Genomic DNA, 20,297 nt, shown 5'->3' with positions numbered 1-20,297 from the left:
ATTTTGACGGAGCGATGGTAAAAAATCTTTTCCTGAACCTAAATCATCCGAACTGATTTTAATAGAATCGTTCGGATGATTTTATGCTTTATTCAGTTTTGTCCCGGCCTCTTTTTATCTATGAAGCTTTATGAACAGGTTTGGATGATTGCTGTTTTTCTTGTCTCTTTCGATAAATGGTTGCGATGATTGGTCCTGAAATGTTATGCCACACACTGAAAATGGCGCTAGGAACAGCTGCAACGGGGTTAAAATGAACCGATGCTAACGACGCTCCAAGTCCGGAATTTTGCATCCCGACTTCTATAGATACAGCTTGTTGTTTAGCTGGTCCCATTTTGAATAATTTTCCTAATCCGTAGCCTGTGAAGTAGCCGAGGATATTATGCAATACGACGATGGCAAAGATAACGAGTCCCGTTTCCATGATTTGCTGCTGGTTTGCGCCGATCACTGCTGCCACAATAGCTACGATGGCAACAACAGAGATTAGTGGAACAGATTTAATCCCAGCTTCTACTTTAGACCCAAGCACAGCACGTACGATTAATCCTAAGATAATTGGGATAAGAACGACGTTTACGATAGAAAAGAACATATCCATGGCTGATACAGGAAGCCATTGACTAGCAAACAACAGCATAAGTGCTGGAGTAACAATTGGTGCCAACAGAGTTGAAACAGAAGTTATAGCAACAGATAAAGCTGTATCTCCTTTTGATAGGTAAGTCATTACATTAGACGCTGTGCCACCTGGACAGCACCCCACTAAAATAACTCCTACGGCTACTTCTGGAGAAACAGGTAAAATAGTGACGAGCAAAAATGCAAGCAAAGGCATGATTATAAACTGAGCGCCTACTCCTACCGCTACATCTTTCGGACGGCGAAAAACTTCTTTAAAATCCTGCTTTGATAAGGTTAATCCCATTCCAAACATGATGATCCCAAGTAAGGGAACGATATAAGGAGCGATCCAGGTAAAACCTGATGGAAAGATAAATGATAAGACCGCAAACAATAATACCCATATAGCAAAAGTACTTCCTACAAAACTGCTTATTCTGTCTAATGTTCTCATTGTGAACCTCCTTGATGTAAATATAATTTCAGATTATACGTTATTTTCAGACAAAAGGAAGGCGTGGTGGAGAGAAAAAAATGAAAAGAAGTTCACAATCTTTTGATAACCATATATTTATTTTTTCATAGGATCATGAGAGAATTTTATGGGGAGGGATAAGAATGAACGAAAGACAAAAGTTAGTAAATGAACGATGGAAGAAAACTCGTGAAATGGGAAAAATGAAATACATTGGTTATTATGGAATTGTAGCGTACGGTACAATTTTTCTATTATTCTCGATCATGATGGATACGTTTTTCGGGGATGGAGTTACGAGTTCTATCATTATAGAGAAGGTTATTATTGCAGTAATCGGCGGGATCTTCTTCGGTTTAATTACGTGGTGGATAAACGAACGCAGGTATCAAAAATTCACAAATCATCAATAAAGAAAATTAAAACCAACCTAGCGTATAGGTTGGTTTTAATATTTTGTAAAGTAATCGTAATCGTCATTCTTCTAAAACCTGTGATAAAGTGGATAGAACTAGGTGGAATATGGTACATACTTCTATTAGAAATCACAACTTAGAGAAGAAGGAGGGAGCTTCTTGATTATTCGTTCGTATCTTATCCCTATTGCCATATTTTTTACGAACATGATTTTACTTAGCATTTTAATGTTGGAAATCGTGGGAGCGTTGTCTCATAAGCAAGGTGGTCTGGGTTTTTTTGTTCCATTTTTATCGTTTCTGTCGTTTCATTTTATAAGGGGACAGCAGAGAAGACGCACCACTGTGAGTAGAGGGTTAAGCACATTGCAAGCGATAAATACAATTACTTTTGTTATTCCTTTTGCCATCTTTTTAGCCTTTATAATAGGGATGATATAAGCTTATCTTGAATTTACTGAACTTTCCTGTAAAATAGTAGTAGCTGTTTTGCGGGAAATTTTAGTATATTCATATAATGAATGAATGATCATTCAAACTGGAGGGAGTCCATGAATGTAACGGTTGGAGATGTTTATCGTTGGGAGCGGAATTTCACGGAAGACGAAGTGCTGCAGTTTGGCGAAATGAGTGGGGACCAAGGACGCCATCACGTCGAGCGCGATCAACGTGGTCGATTGATGGTGCAGGGGCTGATTACGGCTAGTATAGCAACTAAAATAGGCGGGATTTAAATTACATTGCTAGAAAAATGAACAATGAATTTTTTCGCCCGGTTTTTACTGGTGAGCAAATTACATGTGAATTAATCATTGAGCACATAGAACAAGGTGATGGAGTTAAAAAAGTTGAGATGAGTACAGTTTATAGAAATCAAGAGAATGAAGAGGTAATGTCAGGATCAAGTTATGGAACCATTAAAGATCGTTAACTAGGAGTCTTTCAGTTGGGGTAACACAGGGCGTGACTAATCTAAAGATTAATAATATGATCAAGTGATAGATTTTATATTTAAATTAAGGGGAATTATTAGGATGGAAATACGAGAGTTGCAAAAGGATCACCAAATAAGGGCTGCATTTCCTGTGATGAATCAGCTGAGAAATCATCTGGACGAAGAAGAATATGTTGCTTTAGTCAAAGAAGCGAAAGAAAAAGACATGTACCGATTGTTTGGGTTATTTATAGGGGAAGAGATAGTTGCAGTCATTGGTTTTAAGCCTATGATTACTCTTTATTATGGTCGGTTTGTTTGGGTTTGTGATTTAGTGGCACGAGAAGATAAACGATCATTAGGGAATGGTGAAAAATTATTATCATTTGTTCATCAGTGGGCGACAGAAGAAGGCTATGAAAAAGTAGCCCTTTCTTCGGGTCTTCAACGTGAAAATGCTCATCGTTTTTACGAACAAAAAATGAACTATGAACGAGTAAGCTTTGTATTTAAAAAAGATTTGGAGAGGTAAAGAATGAAAGAGTGCGTGTTCTGTAACGTATTAAATGACGAGGAACAATCGATTATAGAAGAAAATGAAACCTGTTATTTTATTCAAAAAGCTACAGAGCAGGAAGTGTTAGCAGGGAGCGGATTAATCATCCCTAAAGCACATAAAGTGAATGTATTTGCTTTATCTAATCAAGAGTGGGAAGACTCCCGTGACTTACTTCTAAAAGCAAAACAAAGATTAGATCATCTTCATTCCACAGAAGGGTATAGTGTTGGCTGGAATACTGGGGAAGTAGGTGGACAATCGATCCCGCATGCTCACCTGCATGTCATCCCAAGGTTTGCTGATGAACCCTATGCTGGAAAAGGGATTCGATATTGGATAAAACAGCCTGAGAATAAAAGGGTGGAAAGATAAATTTTTTGTGTAGAAACCTATTCATTGAAAATTGAGAAAAAAACAATTTTTTTGGTGAACGGTAAAACTTTTTCATAAGGCTAGTCGTCTAACTTCATAGGGTATAATTGATAAACATTTCCCTATATTAAAATGGATAAAAGTTCTAAAGATTTCCTATTTATGCTAAAATATCTTTTGTGGTTGAAGTCATCATGGGTTCGACATAAATTATTCCATTACATTTAATTAGAGGTGACAGAAAAAAAGTGAACTATAATGTGACAATTGATATGGAAGGGCGAGGGGAGTTTTCTAATTTTATTTACCAAAAGCTAGAACAGTGTAAAGAAGAGTATCCGACCTATATAGCAAAAAATAAAGAATCTGTTCAACCCATTAATATGATGGTCTCAAATGAAGAACAAAAATGGGTGGGTGGAATTTCTTCTGAACTGTACTGGAATTGGCTTGAAATTAATGATTGTTGGGTGTACGAGCAGTATAGAGGCCAGGGAATTGGGACAGAATTGCTGCGAACTGTAGAGAATATGGCCAGGAAACGAGGCGCTGATTACGCCATGCTGACAACCTTTGAGCAAAGAACGAAAAAATTCTACGTAGCTAATGGTTATAAAGTGGTAGGAGAAATCAAAGACTACTTCCCTGGCACAAACTTTTATACATTAAAGAAAACATTGTAACACCAGCTAAGAAGGAAGGTCGTTTTTTGGGGTATGTAGAAGATTTAAGAAGATTAGTAGGGCATCGTCCATTAATTCTTGTGGGAGCCATTGTAGTTATTTTTAATGAGCAAAAGCAAATGCTGCTACAGCAGCGCACGTTTCCTGAAGGAGTTTGGGGCCTTCCTGGAGGTCTTATGGAGTTGGGTGAATCTACGGAGGACGCAGCCAAGCGAGAAGTCTTTGAAGAAACAAATTTACAAGTTAAAAACTTAGAGCTAATCGATGTTTACTCAGGAGAGGAATTTTTCACCGTCGCTAAAAATGGAGACGAATTTTACTCTGTTACAGCAGCGTACTACACGGGGGATTATGAAGGTCACGTGATAGCAAATGAAGAAGAATCGTATCAATGTCAATTTTTTTCAGAAGACCAACTCCCGGAAAACATGATCGGCAGTCACAGAAAGATGATTCAAGATGTATTGAAGAAAGTAAAGTAAAGGTTATTTCCATATAAAAAGGCAAGGTCTCAATTTGAGACCTTGCCTTTTTATAATTTTAAACCACTTCTACTCTTAAAGCGTCTCAGTAAAATATGGCTTTCCACCCGGGTGATGCCCTCTAATGCGTATAATTCGTTATTCACAAATGATTCTAATTCCGTAAAATCACTAACAAGCACATGCATATGCAGAGTGCTAGGACCCGTCATTTGATAACAGCTTGCCACATAAGGGTTATTTGCCAAATTTTCTGCAACATCGACCAGAGCTCTAGGTTCGCAATCGACTTCAAAAAAAGCCGATACTTCTTTACCTACTTTTTCGCTGTTAACTACAGCTGTAAACTTTTCGATAATGCCACGCTCGATCAGTTGATTCACTCGTGACCGGACGGCCACGCGAGAAAGGTCTATTTCTTTCCCGATGTCCGCGTAAGATAATCTTCCGTCTTCAATTAAAAGTTCCAGTATTTCTTTATCTGTGTCGTCAATTTTTAACCTTTGGCTTTTTTCCATAATAACCACCTATCTTAGTGGGGTAAATTCGTTCTGGCACTGGTACGTACCAAAATAGTAGCATGAAGAAAATAGGGGATCAAACTTGGTGTTGGTGTAATTAACTCTTTAAATATTTAGAACATTCACTTATAATTAAATTATAACGAATGTTAATTTAAAATTCCATTTAGATTAACGAACGATAATTATATTCTTTTGAAGTAACTTAAAGTAAAATGATACAGCGAAACAGCACCATTAATTATTGGGAAGAAAGGTTGTCAGTAAATGAAAAAAAACGACTATTTATACCACCCTTATAAAGCACAGCGAATGTCAACAATCTCTAAGAAGGGAATGGTTGCTACTTCCCAGCCCTTAGCTTCTCAGGCAGGGCTGGATATGCTGAAGAAAGGTGGAAACGCGATCGATGCTGCGATTGCTACTGCTGCTGCTCTTACGGTTGTGGAACCTACATCAAATGGAATTGGCGGTGATGCTTTCGCTCTTGTTTGGGTTAAAGATAAGCTTTATGGATTAAATAGCAGTGGTCATTCGCCTTCTTCTATTTCCATAGATGATTTACGATCCCGTGGTTATGAAGCTATTCCTAAATATGGATTAACTCCTGTTACGGTTCCGGGGGCTCCTGGGGCATGGGCTGAGCTATCTAGACGATTTGGAAAGCTGCCCTTAACAGAAGTATTAGCTCCAGCCATTGATTACGCTAATAATGGATTCCCTGTTTCTCCAGTTTTAGGGAAGTTTTGGCATACTGGAGTAGAGAAATTTAAAACTGAGTTAAAAGGCGAAGAGTTCGAACATTGGTTCGAGACATTTGCTCCTAAGGGTAAGGCTCCAAGAATAGGAGAGCTATGGAAATCGCAAAACCATGCCGACACGTTAAGAAAAATTGCTGAATCTAATGCTGAAGCATTTTATCATGGAGAGTTGGCCGATAAAATAGATGCCTTTTCGAGGAAGCATAATGGGTACATAAGAAAAGAGGATTTAATAAATTTTAAACCAGAATGGGTAGACCCCATTTCCGTAAACTATAGAGGGTATGACGTTTGGGAGATTCCTCCTAATGGTCAAGGATTGGTAGCATTGTCTGCCTTAAACATTATGAATGGATTTAATCACCTGCATAAAGAAGATGTAACCACTTATCATTGCCAAATAGAAGCGATGAAGTTGGCATTTGCAGACGGTCAGAAGTTTATTGCTGATGCTAATCATATGAACGTAGAAGTTGATCAATTGTTAAGTTCTCATTATGCCCAAGAGCGCAGGGCATTGATAGGAGAAGAAGCACTAGTTCCTGAAGCAGGAGTACCACCTAAAGGGGGGACCGTCTATTTAGCTGCGGCTGATGAGGAAGGCAATATGGTCTCATTTATCCAAAGTAATTATATGGGATTTGGGGCAGGAGTGGTTATACCAGGTACAGGGATCTCGCTGCAAAACCGTGGGCATAACTTCTCGATGGATCCAAACCATGTGAATGCTTTGGGTGGCAATAAACGATCCTATCATACCATAATTCCTGGTTTCTTAACGAAGGATAATAAAGCTGTGGGACCATTTGGTGTCATGGGAGGCTTTATGCAGCCGCAAGGGCATATGCAAGTCATTATGAATACAATTGATTTTAACTTGAATCCTCAAGCCGCTTTAGATGCTCCGCGCTGGCAATGGATGAAAGAGAAGACGGTTTATGTCGAACCTGACTTTCCTTCGCATATCGCACAAGCCCTTTATAGAAAAGGTCATGAAATTGAAGTTCAGTTAAATGGGGATGGTTTTGGAAGAGGTCAGATGATCTTAAGAGATGAGAATACAGGTGTTTTATTTGGTGGAACTGAATCTAGAACAGATGGAACGATATCAGCGTATTAAGGAAGGGAGTGAGAAGGTTGCAGCAATGGAATCTCTTCCTTGCATTTTTTAGAGTAGGAATCTTTGGATATGGTGGAGGGCCGTCTTCTATCCCTCTCGTACATAAAGAAGTCGTAGAGAAATATAAGTGGATGACGGACGATGAGTTTGCTGATGTTTTAGCACTTGGAAATTCTCTTCCAGGTCCAATTGCTACTAAAATGGCTGGTTATATAGGCTATCGTGTTTCAGGTTTCACAGGAATGATGAATGCTGTTTTAGCTACTATACTTCCAACAATTGCTGTTTTAATTATTTTGCTATCCTTTCTAAATAACTTTCGGGAATTATCATGGGTGAATGGAATGACACAAGCCGTTGTTCCGGTAGTGGGAGTTATGTTGGCTGTCCTAGCCTTTGACTTTGTCAAAAAATCTAAACAAAACCTTGGAGTTTGGGTGACGCTGTTGATCGGAACCGCTTCACTATTGTTAATAGAAGGTGGCGGTGTACACCCGGGGCTTGTTATTTTAGTCCTCTTACTATTTGCTCTTCTTCGTCCAATGAGTAAAAAGGGAACGGATCGAGATGAGTATCACAGTAAGGAGGTCTCTAAATGATCTATTGGCAAATTTTCGTAGCGTTCTTTATCCCAGGAGTGGTGGGATACGGTGGTGGCCCAGCTTCTATTCCCTTAGTCGAAAATGAAGTAGTCGGCCGATTTGAGTGGATGTCGGTAAACGAATTCAGTGAAATGCTTGCCGTCGCTAATGCTCTGCCCGGGCCGATTGCCACAAAAATGGCGGGGTTTATAGGGTATGAACAAGCCGGCATTTTAGGAGCATTTATCGGAGTGTTTGCTACCGTTGCTCCTTCTCTTATTTTAATGATTGCGCTATTAAGCCTTCTGAATAAATTTAAAGGTTCACCACGTGTGAAAGCAATGACCTCTTTTATTCGTCCTGTTATCGCTATTCTACTCGGGGTAATGGCTTATCAATTCTTTGAAACTTCTTATGGATCCGCAGGTATTGTGCAAACTGTTTTTTTAATAATAGTGAGCTATGTTTTACTTGAGCGAGTAAAAGTACACCCGGCTTTTGTCATTGCTGGCTCGCTTTTATATGGTGCCCTTTTTCTAGGAGGGTGAATGTTTAACGTAATGAATCATTTATACCCTCTTTCTCGTATACAATAAGGACGAGACAGGAAAGGGGAGAGATAGTGAGCAATTATTCGATTGATGAATTCATAAGAAAAACCAAGCAGGATGAAGCAGAAAATGAGTTCTTTGAACTGGAAACAGAGCGTATATTAGAAGTAAACCTTTCTGATCAAGTATGGGCCAAAGCAGGATCGATGATTTCCTATAATGGTTCTATTAAGTTTGAACGGGAAGGTATATTGGAACATGGTGTTGGGAAAATGTTTAAGAAAGCCTTCTCGGGCGAGGGCAGTTCTCTGATGAAGGCAGCCGGAAAAGGTCGTCTATACTTAGCTGATCAAGGGAAAAAGGTTACCATCTTTGATTTGAATAATGAATCCATCACGGTTAACGGGAACGATCTTCTTGCCTTTGAGCCTGGCATATCATGGGATATTAAATTAATGAAAAAAGTAGCTGGAATGGTGTCAGGCGGACTGTTCAACGTGACGTTAGAGGGCCGAGGAAGGGTGGCGATTACTTCTCACTATGAGCCATTAACTTTGCTTGTACGACCAGGGGAGCCTGTCATTACGGATCCAAATGCAACGGTAGCTTGGTCAGGACATTTAAAGCCTGAATTTCGTACCGATGTAAGCCTGAAGACGTTTATTGGGCGTGGGAGCGGTGAGTCTATTCAGATGGAGTTTAAAGGAGAAGGCTTTGTAATTGTGCAGCCGTTTGAAGAGGTAATGACAACCGGAAATGGATCTTCATAATTTTTTCTAAAAAAATGAAGCATTCGCCTTTACTTCGAGATTGAAACATTGTATTATATAAAATAACTTAAAATTATAACGGAAACTTCTTATCCAGAGAGGCGGAGGGACTGGCCCTTTGATGCCCGGCAACCATCGAATCAATCTAAGGATTGACGAGAACGGTGCCAATTCCTGTAGAGTGTTTATTTCACTCTAGAAGATGAGAGGATCGTACGGAAAATTACGACCCCTTTTCTTATACTGGATAAGAAAAGGGGTTTTTTGGTAGCTTGAACCGTCAAACTCTCTTAGGTGGAAGTTGCGTTAATGGAAAGGGAAGATGACAAATGGCGACAGCAATTTTTGGAGCAGGATGTTTTTGGGGAGTTGAAGCTTTCTTCGAGCGTTTCGAAGGAATTACACATACACGAGTAGGTTACACGGGTGGCCACGTTGAAAACCCAACCTACGAACAAGTAAAAACAGGAACAACTGGTCATGCGGAAGCGATCCGTGTTGAATATGACCCAGAAGTGATTACGTATGGCGGTCTGGTTAATATCTTTTTTGAAGCCCATGACCCTACGACTAAAAATAAGCAAGGAATTGATGTTGGCCATCAATATCGTTCCGCTATCTTTTATCAAGATGAAGCTGAAAAAGCAATTGCTGAGGAGAAAATTCAGCAGTGGACAAATAAAGGAATTTTTAAACGTAGAATCGTAACTGAAGTTACACCTGCTCGCGATTTCTATGAGGCGGAAGAATACCATCAAAAGTATGCTCAGAAGAATGGTTCCTTCGCTTGCGGCATAGGCTGATCTAATTATAAATAATCCGCTTCCTTTCAATAAAGGAAGCGGATTTTTATGTTTTAATCTACAGAAGATTCAATTTCTCGATTTAACTTCTTCATTCTGTCTTTGATTACAGAAGTATCGGCAAATAGGTCGTGGATCCCTTGATGCTTTCTCGTGAAGATGACAACGAGATAAGGAAGACCTAAAACAGCCATACTTATATAACGTCCCACAAACTCTCTAAAGATAATTTGTCCTTTCGTTAAGTGCTCTCCTTTTAATGGTTCTACTGACAAGCCTAGAATCATTTTTCCTAGTGTGGCCCGGAAAAAGAAGGTCATTAATACGAAATAAAGAAAAAACACAATAGATTGAGTGATGTTCGCGGCACTTAGAAGGTCAATCCAAAGCTTTGCTTCGGATAGGTTGGTTACTCTTAAAAGCGGACGTGTAATGATTGAATTGATACTCCAAATCACGATTAAATCAATAATATAAGCAAAAAAGCGTGGAACAAAACCAGCATATACAATGCGGTGGATTTCGTTAAGGTTTGATGCAACAGCTTGATTTAAGTGATTCGGCTGATGGGTGGGTTCTACTGTATCCATCTAATCCCTCCTTTACTCAGAATACATGTACATTAATCTTGGACCTTGACGTTTCTCGATCATTTCGTTAATCCATTTCACTTCACTTGTAGGCAGAAAGCTTTTCACATCAAATGGAATACCGAACAACGTTTCTCCACTTGGATGATATTCAATCACTTCAGGATTGCCGCCGATTTCTTCTTTAAGTGCTGCTAACGCATCTTCTTCAAAACCGATGTTGTCAATTAATCCATTATCTAATGCTTGCTGACCAGAATAAATGCGGCCATCTGCAATTTCAATCACTTCATCTTCAGGCATGTCACGACCTTCACTGATTACATCGACAAAACCTTGATAGGATTCATCTACTAACGTTTGTAAAATCTCGCGGTCTTCCTCTGTCATTTCTTTAGTGGGGCTCATAATATCTTTAAATTCCCCGCTTTTAATGGTGTTGAATTTAACACCATACTCATCAGCCAGTTCTTCGTAATTAACACTTTGCATTATGACGCCTAAGGAACCTGTGAATGTTTCTTCAGATGCATAGATTTGATCCGCTGGAGCTGATATGTAATAACCCCCAGAAGCAGCCATGCCGCCCATAGAAACGTATAGAGATTTATCTTCTTCCTTTAATTCATTTAGCTTGTCATGAAGTTCCGCACTTTCAAAAACTCCTCCACCTGGGGAGTTCACGTAAAGCAATACTCCATTAATGCTAGAGTCTTCTTTTATCACTTCTAATTGTTCGAGTAAAGCTTCATGGTTATATCCTTCTCCCATAAAAGGGTTAGAGCCTTGACCGCTCATTATTGTCCCTTCTACGGATAAGCGTGCTATTCGCTCAGAAGAGGAGCCTTCTTCTATAACCTCTTCTCTGGGTCCCTCATTATCGCTGTCTCCTCCAAACAATCCTTGTGAAGACTCTGTAAACGTACTAGAAGTTAAAAAACTAATGCTTTGAATGAGGATCGCAATAATTAATAAAGCGGAAGCAATCCCAATGGCGATCAAACGTTTTTTCATATCTATCTATCCTTTCTTAATTGCTTTGAACCACTAGCTTAGCAAATTTTAGGTAATTAATATATAGTTACTCAAAAGATCATGGTGTAAATTCTATGAAATTCTAGAGTTTGCTTTCCATTCAGAATGTAAAATACTCATCTCATATAAGTTCCAGTACTCTTCTTCGAATCTTCGATGATCTCGAAGTAACCCATCAATTTGAAAGCCAGCTTTCTTATACGTTTGAATAGCAGGTTTATTAAAATCAAACACTCCTAAAGTCACTTTATTTAAGTTTAATTCATCAAAAGCGATCTTTAAGATTTCCTCCATCATGATAAGCCCTATTCCTCTTCCTCGTGCTTCCTTACTGACTAACACTTTACCGACGCGTGCCGAACGGTTATAGTAATCAATATTTTTTAACCCAATATGACCGATTGGCCGATTGCTTGATTCCTCCACAGCTTTAAAAATAAGCAAAGAGCCATTAACCTGATTGGCTTCTTTTATGTACTTATCTAGTTGATCATCGCTTAAGGGGTAAGAAAAGGTTGGCCCTGCCCATTGCAGTAAAAAGGAAGGAGATTCTACCCATTGAAGAAGCGTGTCATAATCCTGTTTCGTAAAGTATTCCAGTTTGATCATCATGCATTCTCCTTTCTATACTTGACGGATTGAAAGTTTACCATTTTAAATGGATGATAGATAAATAAAAGAAAGTAGGTAAACTATTCGATACTATTATATACTTTTAATGATGTTTGTGATGGTTCTTAGTGCTTGTGGAAATGAGACAGACAAAGTCGATATTGGAAGTGAGAAAGTTTCGGAAACGTTGTATATTCAAAAAGTGGAAGATAATCGAACAACGGAAGAACAAACTGCAGTAAGGCAAGAGAAAGAAATAAATAAAGAGTTACTTGAGAAGCTCGACGGGATGGAAATAAAAAAAAGCGATGAAAGTGAAATAAAAAATAAAATGAATACACAAGACACGTATACGTACAGCTTTTCTGATGAAGGAGACCTTTCTTCTGGGTCCGAATCTGATTTCAGTTTTGCCGTAATAGAAGATGGTACGTTTTTAATGCCTGAAAACGCGGAGCAGTCAGGTACTGTTAGCTATCAATCGGTTGAAAAGCATCCGGAGTTACTTAATGAAATGAATCACTTAGTCGATATTAGCTTTTAATTCTTTCACCATTTAAGGTTGTGGACGGAAACGGGGGAGAAATCCGTATGTGGATCAATGATATGATACTTATTCTTATGGCTGCCTTTATGGTGTTAGGGGCCGTGGATTACACCCTTCTTGACAATCGTTTAAGTCTCGGTGATCGCTTTCACGAGGCTTTTTTAATGATGGGCCCCCTGGCTTTAGCGATGGTAGGAATCATCTCACTAGCTCCCGTCATTTCCGGTGGTCTCTATCCTCTTGTCACTCCTATTTTTGAATGGATGGGCGCTGATCCAGCGATGTTCGCTTCTATGCTGCTAGCCATTGATATGGGGGCTTATCCGTTATCAGAAGCGTTAGCATCAGATGAAGATGCCGCGGTATTTTCGTGGGCTTTTTTAGGAACGATGATGGGACCGACATTGGTATTTACGCTTCCAATCGCTTTGACTATTGTTCAAAAAAGGGATCGAAGCTATTTTGCTAAAGGTATATTAATCGGTATGATGACGGTACCTATTGGTTGTTTAACTGGTGGTGCTGTAGCAGGTTACGAATGGGTATGGATGATTCAAAATTTAATTCCTGCTGCCATTTTAGCTGTCATCATTGGCATAGGCTTATGGAAATTCACTTCTCTTACCATTGTACTATTTTCGAAGTTTGGAAGAGGTATAGAAATCATCATTATGTTTGGATTGGTTATGATCATTATCGAAACGTTAACTGATATTACAGTTATTCCTGGAATGGCTCCATTAAATGAAGGAATTGAAATAGTTGGAAGAATAACGATTACCTTGGCTGGGGCCTATCCCTTGGTTGCTTTTATTAATCAAAAAGGAACGAAGCTTTGGGACCGATTGAGCGTTCGATTAGGAATCAATTCGCCGTCGGTGACTGGCTTTATTGCCTCTTTAGCTCATCATTTGCCTATGTTTGCTACGATGAAAGATATGAACCCTAAAGGAAAAGTAATGAATGCCGCATTTGCAGTGAGCGGGGCTTTTGCTTTTGGGAGCCATATCGGATTTGTGGCTGGGGTGGAAAAGGAGTTAATTGTAGCGGTTGTAACAGGGAAATTAGTGGCAGGGGTGCTGGCTGTCTGGATTGCTTGGTGGACGACCATGCCCACTAACCAACAAGCTGAATAAGCGCTTTTCTTCAAACTTGTCCTTTTATCACTTATACTTAGTCTATACACCAATAAAGGAGTTTTTCATATGAAGACTGAAATGAAGGAACGCTACAATGAGTACTTGCAAAAGTTTAAAGAAGCGACCCCTGACGATGTCCAAAAGAAAATGAAAAACGCTATTGATGAATTAAAAAGTTCGGATGACGGTGAAGGATTAAAAGAAGGAGACCAAGCTCCAGATTTTACTCTTCCCGATCCTAATGGAAACTCGATTAACCTATCTAATCAACTCGATATTGGGCCAGTGATTGTAACGTTTTATCGCGGAGGATGGTGCCCTTACTGCAATATGGAATTAAGGGAGTATCAACAAATTTTAAATGAAATTCATGATGCAGGCGGTGAGCTTATCGCCATTAGTCCGCAAACTCCGGATTACTCCCTTAGTACAGCGCAGAAAAATGAGCTGAGTTTTCATGTGTTAAGCGATGTGGGAAACAAAGTGGCTCGTGAGTATCAACTCGTATACCCGGTCCCGGACTACCTTGTTGACATTTATAAAGAAAAAGGGCTAGATGTGGATAAGCATAACGGGGATGACACGTGGGAACTTCCTGTAGCTGCTACGTATGTTATAGACAGAAACGGAACGATCGTCTATGAATATACGAAAGCCGATTACAAAGATCGAGCCGAGCCTTCGGAAGTACTAGAAGTATTGAAGAAAACGAATAGATGATGAAAGGCACACCCTTCAGAGGAGGGTGTGTTTTCTTAGGATAAGAGGTGTCCACCGATGAAATTATACAGTGCATTAATTGGTCTAAGCTTTATATGGGGATTATCCTTTGTGTTTATCAAATGGCTGCTCGATCCTATTGGGGTATGGGGGACCGTCTTTTTTAGGTGTTTCGCCGGTGCCCTCGTTTTACTGCCGTTCTTATGGATAAAGAGAAAAGAATTAAAAGGACCTCTTCCATGGAAAGCCCTTTTCTTTGTGGGAGTATTTAATGCTGGACTGCCTTGGGGATTAATTGCATGGAGTGAAACGGAAATACATAGCAGTACGGCTGCCGTTATGAATGCTTTAACCCCAATTTGTACAGGGCTTGTAGGTTTTATGTTTTTTTCCATTCTTTTAAAGCGAAGACAATGGGTAGGGATTGTCCTCGGGTTCGTTGGGATATTAGTTTTAATGGATTTTAATATTTTTGATCTTTTTAGTGAAAGCTTTATCGGCATAGGTACGATGATTTTAGCAACTATTTCGTATGGTGTTGCTTCTCAATATACTAAAAAACATTTACAGGAGACATCTATCCTTCTCGTTACCACATGTTCCTTGCTTGTTGCTGCTCTTTTTGGATTAGCAGGTATGGTTCTGACCAACTCCGTTTCCGTCATTAATGAAGATGTTCTTAGTCGTCCTCTTGTGTGGCTCTCTATCATTGGGTTAGGGTGCTTTGGTTCCGGCTTTGCCCACTTATTGTTTTACTATATGGTTAAGAATGGAAGTGCGGAGTTTGCAACATCAGTGACTTACATTATTCCGGTCACTGCAATGGTATGGGGGTACGTATTACTTGATGAACCAATTACGAAAAACATTGTTTTAGGACTCGTGATCATTTTTGCTGGGGTGTATTTAGCGACGCGTAAACCTCGTAGAAGTATTCAACAAGCTGCGGCTTAAACCATTATTTCGTGTACTTATTGGCGTAACTGCTTGCCGTAATTGATTCTGGTTTTATTTTCGGTTCAAATCCCAGTGATTCGATTCTTGCCACCATTTCATTTACGTAAGCGCGTGTACGGTTCCGTTCCCCTGCACCAATATCGATGTGTCCTTCAATTGTAAAGCTGGCGTTTTGGTAAATGTGAGGGAGGACAATTTCAATCAGCTGGTCAATTTTTTCTTTCGTGAAATAGGATGCTACATCAACTGTGAGACTCGTTTCATAAGAAATCCGTTCATGTAACACCTTCATTGCTCGGGGAACAATTTCTTTATGATAGCAAGCCCATGCTCCTTTTCCAACACGGTGAATCACAATTCCTGTAATAAAAAGAGTATGATCAGAGTGAATTTGAGAATCTGTACCTAGCATTAATTTGTAACGCCCTAAAGGCTCTTCTTTCATAAAAGACGTAATATGTGCAAATACTTCCTCGAAATCCATTTGTGGATGGGATAAATTTTGAAAAAGCATAGGTTCCATTTTGGGTCCTCTTTTCAACCAGGGCTGTTAATCCCATTTTTTATATTCTATTCACCTTTACTATTCCCGTGTTTTTCAATAATAAAAAAAGACGGCGCAGGCCGTCTTTAAAAAATGAAAATCCATATGAGCAAAATGGTAATAATAAATGTAATCGTGTAAATCCAAGTTAACAGCCGGACACTCGAGTCTTTCACAGGCCGTTCTTGCTTTAAGCTGGTTAAGTCAGCTTCAGGAGAGTTTTCATCTTTCTCTCTCTTAGACATCTCACGAGCCACTTGAATGGTGCCAATGGAGGCTATAATACATACAAGTACAATGATGGCATAGTAAAGTGGGTACACAGCATTCGCCTCCTTTAACACTTGGCATCTTTACCTAAAGTTTATCACGTTCATGTCGTTCTATGAAAATATAGGCTCTGTTAATTGATGCTGTTGATCTTTCTGACTGGGGAATGGTTCTCCCATTCCGCCGCCTAGAACAGAGCTGAAATTTAAGAAGCAGAGTCTTCAGATACGTCTGCAGGACGTGCTCTTTTTATGAAAAGAGAAAGGACCAACCCGGCAAGGGCAACAGCAAATGCGACAAAGTAAACGAGTTCCACTCCTGCTACGGTAGCTTGAGTTAAAGCTTCCTCCGAAGCAGGGTTACCCATTTGCTGCAATTCAGCTTCCTGTCTCGCTGTCATAATGCTAATAAATACGGAAACGCCAATCGCTCCGGATACAGGCTGAAGTGTGTTCATAATAGCTGTGCCGTGAGGATAGAGGCGCTTCGGCAGTTGATTTAAACCGTTTGTTTGCGCGGGCATCATAATGGCTGACACAGATAACATGAGCAGCATGTAACTGATAATAATGACGTAGATCGACGTATTCTCACTAACTTGACTGAGTGAAAACATAGTGGCTGTTAAAACTGCGGCAGCCGGAATAATTAATTTTCTTGGACCAAACTTATCAAAAAGTTTCCCCATGATAGGAGACATCAGACCGTTGAGTAACGCACCTGGCAATAGGATGAGTCCGGCTGTTGCCGCCGTTAATGCTAACGGTCCCTGCATGAACATAGGTAAAATAATTTCCGAAGAAAACATAGACATCATAACAATAATAAACATCACAAGTGCGATTGAATACATGGGGTACTTGAACACTCGGAGATCGAGTAATGGATCTTCGAGCTTTAATTGGCGTCTAGTAAAAATAATTAAAGCTGCTACTCCGACTAAAATGAAACTATATACTTTTGGTTCAAGAAAACCCGCTTCACCTTCACCAGCAAAACTAAAGCCCAATACGATTCCTCCAAATCCTGCGGTGGAAAGAATGATAGAAAAAATATCTGCTTTAGGTTTTGTCACTTCTCCTACATTTCTTAAATATTTATAGGCAAAAAGAATAGAGAAGAGGGCGAATGGGATGACGGTGATGAATAAGTACCTCCACCCTAAATGCTCGACAATAATTCCAGAGAGTGTCGGACCAATAGCTGGAGCAAACATAATCACAAGCCCAATCATTCCCATGACCGCACCGCGTCTAGCCGGCGGGAAAATGAGTAAGAAGGTATTGAAAATAATAGGGATTAATAATCCAGTACCGACTGCCTGAATGAGACGCCCAGCGAGTAAAACAGTAAACGTAGGAGCGAGCGCACAGATGATCGTTCCCAAGGTAAATACAGTCATCGTTCCAAGGAACATTTGCCTCGTCGTAAACGTCTGCAGCATAAAAGCGGACACCGGAATTAATATCCCCATAATTAACATAAAGCCTGTGACCATCCATTGAACAGTAGACGGGTTAATATCAAACACGCCCATAAGGGTCGTCAAGGCAATGTTAAGTAATGTTTCGTTAAGAATGGCGAAAAAAGCGCCAATGATAAGTGAAAACATCACGGGCTTTACGCTGAAGTCAGGGTCATCAGCTAAAAACTCGTACGTTTCTTTAAAATGATTTCCTTCCATATATGTAATCTCCTTTTTTTGTGTTCACAATAGATCATTATATAGGAAAGGATAGGTAGGTATGAAGATTTTGCTCAAGTTTTTTTAAGAAGGGTGTAGGACGCAAACTAATAACCTTTCACTCTTCGATCTACTTTTAATTGAGGAAGCTGCTCTTTTATATAACGATCTTCTTCCTCCATCCACTGCTGCCAAAAATTGATGGCTGCTTCACCGTCCCGTTCCAATCCACGGGCTAGCCGCTGCTCTCTCGGACAATCGACCCAAATGGAAAAATCATAATACTCTCTTAATTCATCACGAGTACTATAGCAGCCTTCAATAATAACGATCCCTTCTGGATGAAATGTGTGCCACTCAGCTAATTGGTCAAGGTCCCAGTCATACCGCTGATAGTGAGCGCCTTTCCCTTGCTTAATCGGAATGATAACTTGCTTTAATACACGCTCCCAGTCAAAATCGCTTCCAACAAGAGCGGAGCGATTTCTCTGTGCGGAGGGTAAATAAAAATCATCCATGTGAATAATCGTGGAGTGTGAATGGTCGTTAGAGAGCTCTTCAGCAAGTGTACTTTTGCCTGAGCCACCGCATCCGTCAATACCGATTAGAGTTAGTGTCTGATTAAAGTGAGGGAGTTCGTTCATATCAATCCTCCTACATTTTTTCGGGGGCCTCAATGCCAAGCAAATGAAGTCCTTCTTTTATAACGATAGAGAAGCCGTATACAAGCGTTAATTTCTTTTGCAGCTGTTCGCCTTGAAGAATCTTCGTGTGAGTATAGTATTGATTGAATAAGCGAGCGAGTTCGAGTAAGTATTTCGCCACCTTACTTGGATCGTACTCCTTGTAAGCCACTTCCACAATTTGTGGAAATGCTCGCAGCTGTTTTATTAACGGCCAAGCTTTTTCATCATTAAGGTGAGTCTCAGCTTGATGAGGATCAAACGCTCCCTTTTGTAAAATCGAATGGGCACGAACGAAGGCATACTGTAAATAAGGAGCCGTATTCCCTTCAAAGGTAAGCATGTCACTAAGTGAGAATTCGACATCATTACGGCGATCATGTTTTAAATCGTGAAATATAACAGACCCTACCCCGACCTGACGTGCTGCCTCTTCTTTATTTTCTAACCCGGGATTCTTCTCTTCAATATTGATTTTGGCCTGTTGGATAGCTTCTTTTAGTACATTTTTCAATAAAATTGTTTTGCCTCTTCTCGTTGACATTTTTGATCCGTTTTGCAGCATCATTCCAAATGAGATGTGCTTTACATCTCGAGCCCATGGGAAGTGGAGCTTGCCAAGTACGTGCTTGATCTGCTGAAAATGCAGCGATTGTTCATGACCTACTACATAAAGAGCTTCATCAAAAGAATAGCTTTGATAACGATCGATTGCAGCTGTTAAATCACGAGTAGCATAAATGCTAGTGCCATCACTTTTCTTAATTAAACAAGGGGGGAGCCCTTCCTCATCTAAACGGACCACCTGGGCCCCCTTGGACTCCGCTAATAATTGGTGTTCTTTAAGTAAGTCAACGGTGGCCACCATTTTATCGTTATAGTATGCTTCACCACGTGTAAGATCGAATTCAACACCGAGCATCTGATAAATTTTATCGAATTCCTCAAGTGATGCATCTTTAAACCATTTCCACAATGTAAGAGCTTCTTCGTCCCCCTGTTCTAATTTCTTAAACCAGCCACGCCCTTCTTCAATTAACTCTGGGTCCTCTTTTGCTTCTTCGTGAAATCTTACATAGATCTTAGTAAGCTCGGCGATTGGATTGGATTTTACACGTTCTTCGTTTCCCCACATTTTGTAGGCTGCCAGCAGTTTGCCAAATTGTGTGCCATAATCTCCAATATAATTAATTTTTACCGTTTCATACCCGCAATGTTCTGCTAGATTAGCAAGTGCGTTACCAATAACGGTGGAGCGAAGGTGCCCCATTGAAAAAGGCTTAGCAATGTTTGGAGCAGACAAATCGATAACAACCGTTTTCCCTTCACCAAAGCTATGCTTTCCATAGCTCGCTCGTTCAGTAAGAATCTGCTTTAGTGTATGTTCAGTCGTAAATTCCTGGTTGAGAAAAATGTTGATGTATCCACTGACAGGTTGAACGCACTCAAATAAATCGTGTTTCAATTGTGGGGCAAGTTCTCTCGCTAATTCTTGAGGCGATTTACGAAAGGCTGGTGCGAGCTTGAAACAAGGGAACGCCAAGTCGCCCATTTTTTCCTTCTTCGGGACTTCAATGTTTTCATAGATCCAATCTCGTGTGAGTTTTTCTCCGAGAATATGGGACAGCTGCAAGGCAAGTACGTGTTTTTCCATGGCTCATTCCTCCTCAAAATATAAAAAAACACCCCATCTCAAGAAGAGACGAGGTGTTTGCTCGCGGTACCACTCTTATAGCTACAATCTTAGCCACTCGAAGTTGATAACGGGGGTCATCCCCGGCCATGTCCTACTGCTGTTCGTTCAGACAGGCTCCTTAAAAGTCCGGTTCACTTATGTTCGTCTTCCAGGCTCCCACCGTCC

General features: G+C 40.1%; 25 protein-coding genes, 1 pseudogene, 1 riboswitch and 1 other annotated feature (1 of these 28 running past the window's edge). Of the genes and pseudogenes, 16 read left to right on the top strand and 10 right to left on the bottom strand.

Features of this window, described 5'->3' with window-relative positions; all coding sequences use genetic code 11:
* Positions 1-118: 118 nt before the first annotated feature.
* Positions 119-1,081: a bile acid:sodium symporter family protein gene (locus IEV27_RS12770; RefSeq protein ID WP_188377884.1), complete on the bottom strand. Its 963-nt coding sequence runs from the start codon at positions 1,079-1,081 to the stop codon at positions 119-121.
* A 164-nt stretch (positions 1,082-1,245) separates the two neighbouring features.
* On the opposite strand from IEV27_RS12770, the gene IEV27_RS12765 reads away from it, so the two are divergent.
* The 7 genes and pseudogenes from IEV27_RS12765 (at position 1,246) to IEV27_RS12735 (ending at position 4,548) form a co-directional block, all read left to right on the top strand.
* Positions 1,246-1,515 (top strand): hypothetical protein, encoded by a 270-nt coding sequence (locus IEV27_RS12765; RefSeq protein ID WP_188377883.1) that lies wholly within the window; start codon positions 1,246-1,248, stop codon positions 1,513-1,515.
* Positions 1,516-1,677: 162 nt separating this feature from the next.
* Complete coding sequence (locus IEV27_RS12760) at positions 1,678-1,959, top strand: hypothetical protein (protein ID WP_188377882.1); 282 nt, start codon at positions 1,678-1,680, stop codon at positions 1,957-1,959.
* A gap of 110 nt (positions 1,960-2,069) precedes the next feature.
* Positions 2,070-2,449 (top strand): annotated as a pseudogene (locus IEV27_RS12755) (hotdog family protein).
* A 103-nt stretch (positions 2,450-2,552) separates the two neighbouring features.
* Complete coding sequence (locus IEV27_RS12750) at positions 2,553-2,984, top strand: GNAT family N-acetyltransferase (RefSeq protein ID WP_188377881.1); 432 nt, start codon at positions 2,553-2,555, stop codon at positions 2,982-2,984.
* A gap of 3 nt (positions 2,985-2,987) precedes the next feature.
* Positions 2,988-3,383: an HIT family protein gene (locus IEV27_RS12745; RefSeq protein ID WP_188377880.1), complete on the top strand. Its 396-nt coding sequence runs from the start codon at positions 2,988-2,990 to the stop codon at positions 3,381-3,383.
* A gap of 248 nt (positions 3,384-3,631) precedes the next feature.
* Entirely contained in the window at positions 3,632-4,066 is a 435-nt protein-coding gene (locus IEV27_RS12740) for a GNAT family N-acetyltransferase (RefSeq protein ID WP_188377879.1), read from the top strand.
* Between the two features lie 26 nt (positions 4,067-4,092).
* Positions 4,093-4,548 (top strand): NUDIX hydrolase, encoded by a 456-nt coding sequence (locus IEV27_RS12735; protein WP_188377878.1) that lies wholly within the window; start codon positions 4,093-4,095, stop codon positions 4,546-4,548.
* Between the two features lie 50 nt (positions 4,549-4,598).
* Here the strand turns inward: IEV27_RS12735 and IEV27_RS12730 are convergent, their stop codons facing one another.
* On the bottom strand, positions 4,599-5,066 hold the full coding sequence (locus IEV27_RS12730; protein ID WP_188377877.1) for an Lrp/AsnC family transcriptional regulator: 468 nt from the start codon (positions 5,064-5,066) through the stop codon (positions 4,599-4,601).
* 270 nt (positions 5,067-5,336) lie between these two features.
* Here IEV27_RS12730 and ggt point away from each other — a divergent pair, with 270 nt between their 5' ends.
* The 5 genes from ggt to msrA all read left to right on the top strand — a co-directional run bounded on the left by ggt (position 5,337) and on the right by msrA (position 9,655).
* Positions 5,337-6,950 carry a gamma-glutamyltransferase gene (gene ggt / locus IEV27_RS12725; protein WP_188377876.1) on the top strand — a complete coding sequence of 538 codons (1,614 nt, stop codon included), beginning with the start codon at positions 5,337-5,339 and terminating at the stop codon, positions 6,948-6,950.
* 17 nt (positions 6,951-6,967) lie between these two features.
* Complete coding sequence (locus IEV27_RS12720; protein ID WP_188377875.1) at positions 6,968-7,549, top strand: chromate transporter; 582 nt, start codon at positions 6,968-6,970, stop codon at positions 7,547-7,549.
* The gene (locus tag IEV27_RS12715) at positions 7,546-8,079 is read left to right on the top strand and encodes a chromate transporter (protein ID WP_188377874.1); all 534 of its coding nucleotides are present in this window, start codon (positions 7,546-7,548) and stop codon (positions 8,077-8,079) included. Before IEV27_RS12720 ends, IEV27_RS12715 begins: the two co-directional genes overlap by 4 nt.
* A 74-nt stretch (positions 8,080-8,153) precedes the next feature.
* The gene (locus IEV27_RS12710) at positions 8,154-8,852 is read left to right on the top strand and encodes an AIM24 family protein (protein WP_188377873.1); all 699 of its coding nucleotides are present in this window, start codon (positions 8,154-8,156) and stop codon (positions 8,850-8,852) included.
* Positions 8,853-8,938: 86 nt separating this feature from the next.
* Positions 8,939-9,061: riboswitch (SAM riboswitch) on the top strand.
* A 120-nt stretch (positions 9,062-9,181) separates the two neighbouring features.
* Complete coding sequence (gene msrA, locus IEV27_RS12705) at positions 9,182-9,655, top strand: peptide-methionine (S)-S-oxide reductase MsrA (RefSeq protein WP_188377872.1); 474 nt, start codon at positions 9,182-9,184, stop codon at positions 9,653-9,655.
* A gap of 53 nt (positions 9,656-9,708) precedes the next feature.
* On the opposite strand, the gene IEV27_RS12700 is transcribed toward msrA, so the two are convergent.
* From IEV27_RS12700 to IEV27_RS12690, 3 genes are all read right to left on the bottom strand, one after another.
* A complete protein-coding gene (locus tag IEV27_RS12700) occupies positions 9,709-10,245 on the bottom strand; it encodes an RDD family protein (protein ID WP_188377871.1) in 537 nt (178 codons plus the stop codon).
* A gap of 12 nt (positions 10,246-10,257) precedes the next feature.
* A complete protein-coding gene (gene sppA, locus IEV27_RS12695; RefSeq protein WP_188377870.1) occupies positions 10,258-11,259 on the bottom strand; it encodes a signal peptide peptidase SppA in 1,002 nt (333 codons plus the stop codon).
* 93 nt (positions 11,260-11,352) lie between these two features.
* Positions 11,353-11,889 carry a GNAT family N-acetyltransferase gene (locus IEV27_RS12690; protein ID WP_188377869.1) on the bottom strand — a complete coding sequence of 179 codons (537 nt, stop codon included), beginning with the start codon at positions 11,887-11,889 and terminating at the stop codon, positions 11,353-11,355.
* A gap of 121 nt (positions 11,890-12,010) precedes the next feature.
* Between IEV27_RS12690 and IEV27_RS12685 the strand changes: the two genes are divergently transcribed.
* The 4 genes from IEV27_RS12685 (at position 12,011) to IEV27_RS12670 (ending at position 15,252) form a co-directional block, all read left to right on the top strand.
* Positions 12,011-12,436, top strand: coding sequence for a hypothetical protein (locus tag IEV27_RS12685; RefSeq protein WP_188377868.1), 426 nt, complete (start codon positions 12,011-12,013; stop codon positions 12,434-12,436).
* A 47-nt stretch (positions 12,437-12,483) separates the two neighbouring features.
* Positions 12,484-13,575, top strand: a complete 1,092-nt coding sequence (eutH, locus tag IEV27_RS12680; protein WP_188377867.1) for an ethanolamine utilization protein EutH — start codon at positions 12,484-12,486, stop codon at positions 13,573-13,575.
* Between the two features lie 69 nt (positions 13,576-13,644).
* Positions 13,645-14,298, top strand: a complete 654-nt coding sequence (locus tag IEV27_RS12675; protein ID WP_188377866.1) for a peroxiredoxin-like family protein — start codon at positions 13,645-13,647, stop codon at positions 14,296-14,298.
* Positions 14,299-14,355: 57 nt separating this feature from the next.
* Positions 14,356-15,252 (top strand): DMT family transporter, encoded by an 897-nt coding sequence (locus IEV27_RS12670; protein WP_188377865.1) that lies wholly within the window; start codon positions 14,356-14,358, stop codon positions 15,250-15,252.
* 4 nt (positions 15,253-15,256) lie between these two features.
* Here IEV27_RS12670 and IEV27_RS12665 read toward each other — a convergent pair whose 3' ends face one another.
* From IEV27_RS12665 to argS, 5 genes are all read right to left on the bottom strand, one after another.
* A complete protein-coding gene (locus IEV27_RS12665) occupies positions 15,257-15,778 on the bottom strand; it encodes a ribonuclease H-like YkuK family protein (RefSeq protein WP_188377864.1) in 522 nt (173 codons plus the stop codon).
* 107 nt (positions 15,779-15,885) lie between these two features.
* Positions 15,886-16,122 (bottom strand): hypothetical protein, encoded by a 237-nt coding sequence (locus IEV27_RS12660; RefSeq protein ID WP_188377863.1) that lies wholly within the window; start codon positions 16,120-16,122, stop codon positions 15,886-15,888.
* Positions 16,123-16,274: 152 nt separating this feature from the next.
* Positions 16,275-17,753, bottom strand: a complete 1,479-nt coding sequence (locus IEV27_RS12655; RefSeq protein ID WP_188377862.1) for an MDR family MFS transporter — start codon at positions 17,751-17,753, stop codon at positions 16,275-16,277.
* Between the two features lie 107 nt (positions 17,754-17,860).
* Positions 17,861-18,397, bottom strand: coding sequence for a uridine kinase family protein (locus IEV27_RS12650; protein WP_188377861.1), 537 nt, complete (start codon positions 18,395-18,397; stop codon positions 17,861-17,863).
* Positions 18,398-18,407: 10 nt separating this feature from the next.
* Positions 18,408-20,090, bottom strand: a complete 1,683-nt coding sequence (argS, locus tag IEV27_RS12645; RefSeq protein WP_188377860.1) for an arginine--tRNA ligase — start codon at positions 20,088-20,090, stop codon at positions 18,408-18,410.
* A gap of 41 nt (positions 20,091-20,131) precedes the next feature.
* Positions 20,132-20,297, bottom strand: a binding site (T-box leader) (it continues 52 nt past the right edge of the window).

The sequence above is a fragment of the Halobacillus andaensis genome (genome assembly GCF_014636475.1).
In the GTDB taxonomy this organism is placed as follows: Bacteria; Bacillota; Bacilli; order Bacillales; family Halobacillaceae; genus Halobacillus_A; species Halobacillus_A andaensis.
This window is presented reverse-complemented; position numbering and strand designations above follow the sequence as displayed.

Bases quoted from the DNA above. Each gene is read 5' to 3' on its own strand.
- IEV27_RS12770 (WP_188377884.1), bottom strand. From the start codon at position 1,081: ATGAGAACATTAGACAGAATAAGCAGTTTTGTAGGAAGTACTTTTGCT.
- IEV27_RS12765 (WP_188377883.1), top strand. From the start codon at position 1,246: ATGAACGAAAGACAAAAGTTAGTAAATGAACGATGGAAGAAAACTCGT.
- IEV27_RS12750 (WP_188377881.1), top strand. From the start codon at position 2,553: ATGGAAATACGAGAGTTGCAAAAGGATCACCAAATAAGGGCTGCATTT.
- IEV27_RS12745 (WP_188377880.1), top strand. From the start codon at position 2,988: ATGAAAGAGTGCGTGTTCTGTAACGTATTAAATGACGAGGAACAATCG.
- IEV27_RS12730 (WP_188377877.1), bottom strand. From the start codon at position 5,066: ATGGAAAAAAGCCAAAGGTTAAAAATTGACGACACAGATAAAGAAATA.
- ggt (WP_188377876.1), top strand. From the start codon at position 5,337: ATGAAAAAAAACGACTATTTATACCACCCTTATAAAGCACAGCGAATG.
- IEV27_RS12715 (WP_188377874.1), top strand. From the start codon at position 7,546: ATGATCTATTGGCAAATTTTCGTAGCGTTCTTTATCCCAGGAGTGGTG.
- msrA (WP_188377872.1), top strand. From the start codon at position 9,182: ATGGCGACAGCAATTTTTGGAGCAGGATGTTTTTGGGGAGTTGAAGCT.
- IEV27_RS12700 (WP_188377871.1), bottom strand. From the start codon at position 10,245: ATGGATACAGTAGAACCCACCCATCAGCCGAATCACTTAAATCAAGCT.
- sppA (WP_188377870.1), bottom strand. From the start codon at position 11,259: ATGAAAAAACGTTTGATCGCCATTGGGATTGCTTCCGCTTTATTAATT.
- IEV27_RS12690 (WP_188377869.1), bottom strand. From the start codon at position 11,889: ATGATCAAACTGGAATACTTTACGAAACAGGATTATGACACGCTTCTT.
- IEV27_RS12685 (WP_188377868.1), top strand. From the start codon at position 12,011: ATGGTTCTTAGTGCTTGTGGAAATGAGACAGACAAAGTCGATATTGGA.
- eutH (WP_188377867.1), top strand. From the start codon at position 12,484: ATGTGGATCAATGATATGATACTTATTCTTATGGCTGCCTTTATGGTG.
- IEV27_RS12675 (WP_188377866.1), top strand. From the start codon at position 13,645: ATGAAGACTGAAATGAAGGAACGCTACAATGAGTACTTGCAAAAGTTT.
- IEV27_RS12670 (WP_188377865.1), top strand. From the start codon at position 14,356: ATGAAATTATACAGTGCATTAATTGGTCTAAGCTTTATATGGGGATTA.
- IEV27_RS12665 (WP_188377864.1), bottom strand. From the start codon at position 15,778: ATGGAACCTATGCTTTTTCAAAATTTATCCCATCCACAAATGGATTTC.
- IEV27_RS12655 (WP_188377862.1), bottom strand. From the start codon at position 17,753: ATGGAAGGAAATCATTTTAAAGAAACGTACGAGTTTTTAGCTGATGAC.
- IEV27_RS12650 (WP_188377861.1), bottom strand. From the start codon at position 18,397: ATGAACGAACTCCCTCACTTTAATCAGACACTAACTCTAATCGGTATT.
- argS (WP_188377860.1), bottom strand. From the start codon at position 20,090: ATGGAAAAACACGTACTTGCCTTGCAGCTGTCCCATATTCTCGGAGAA.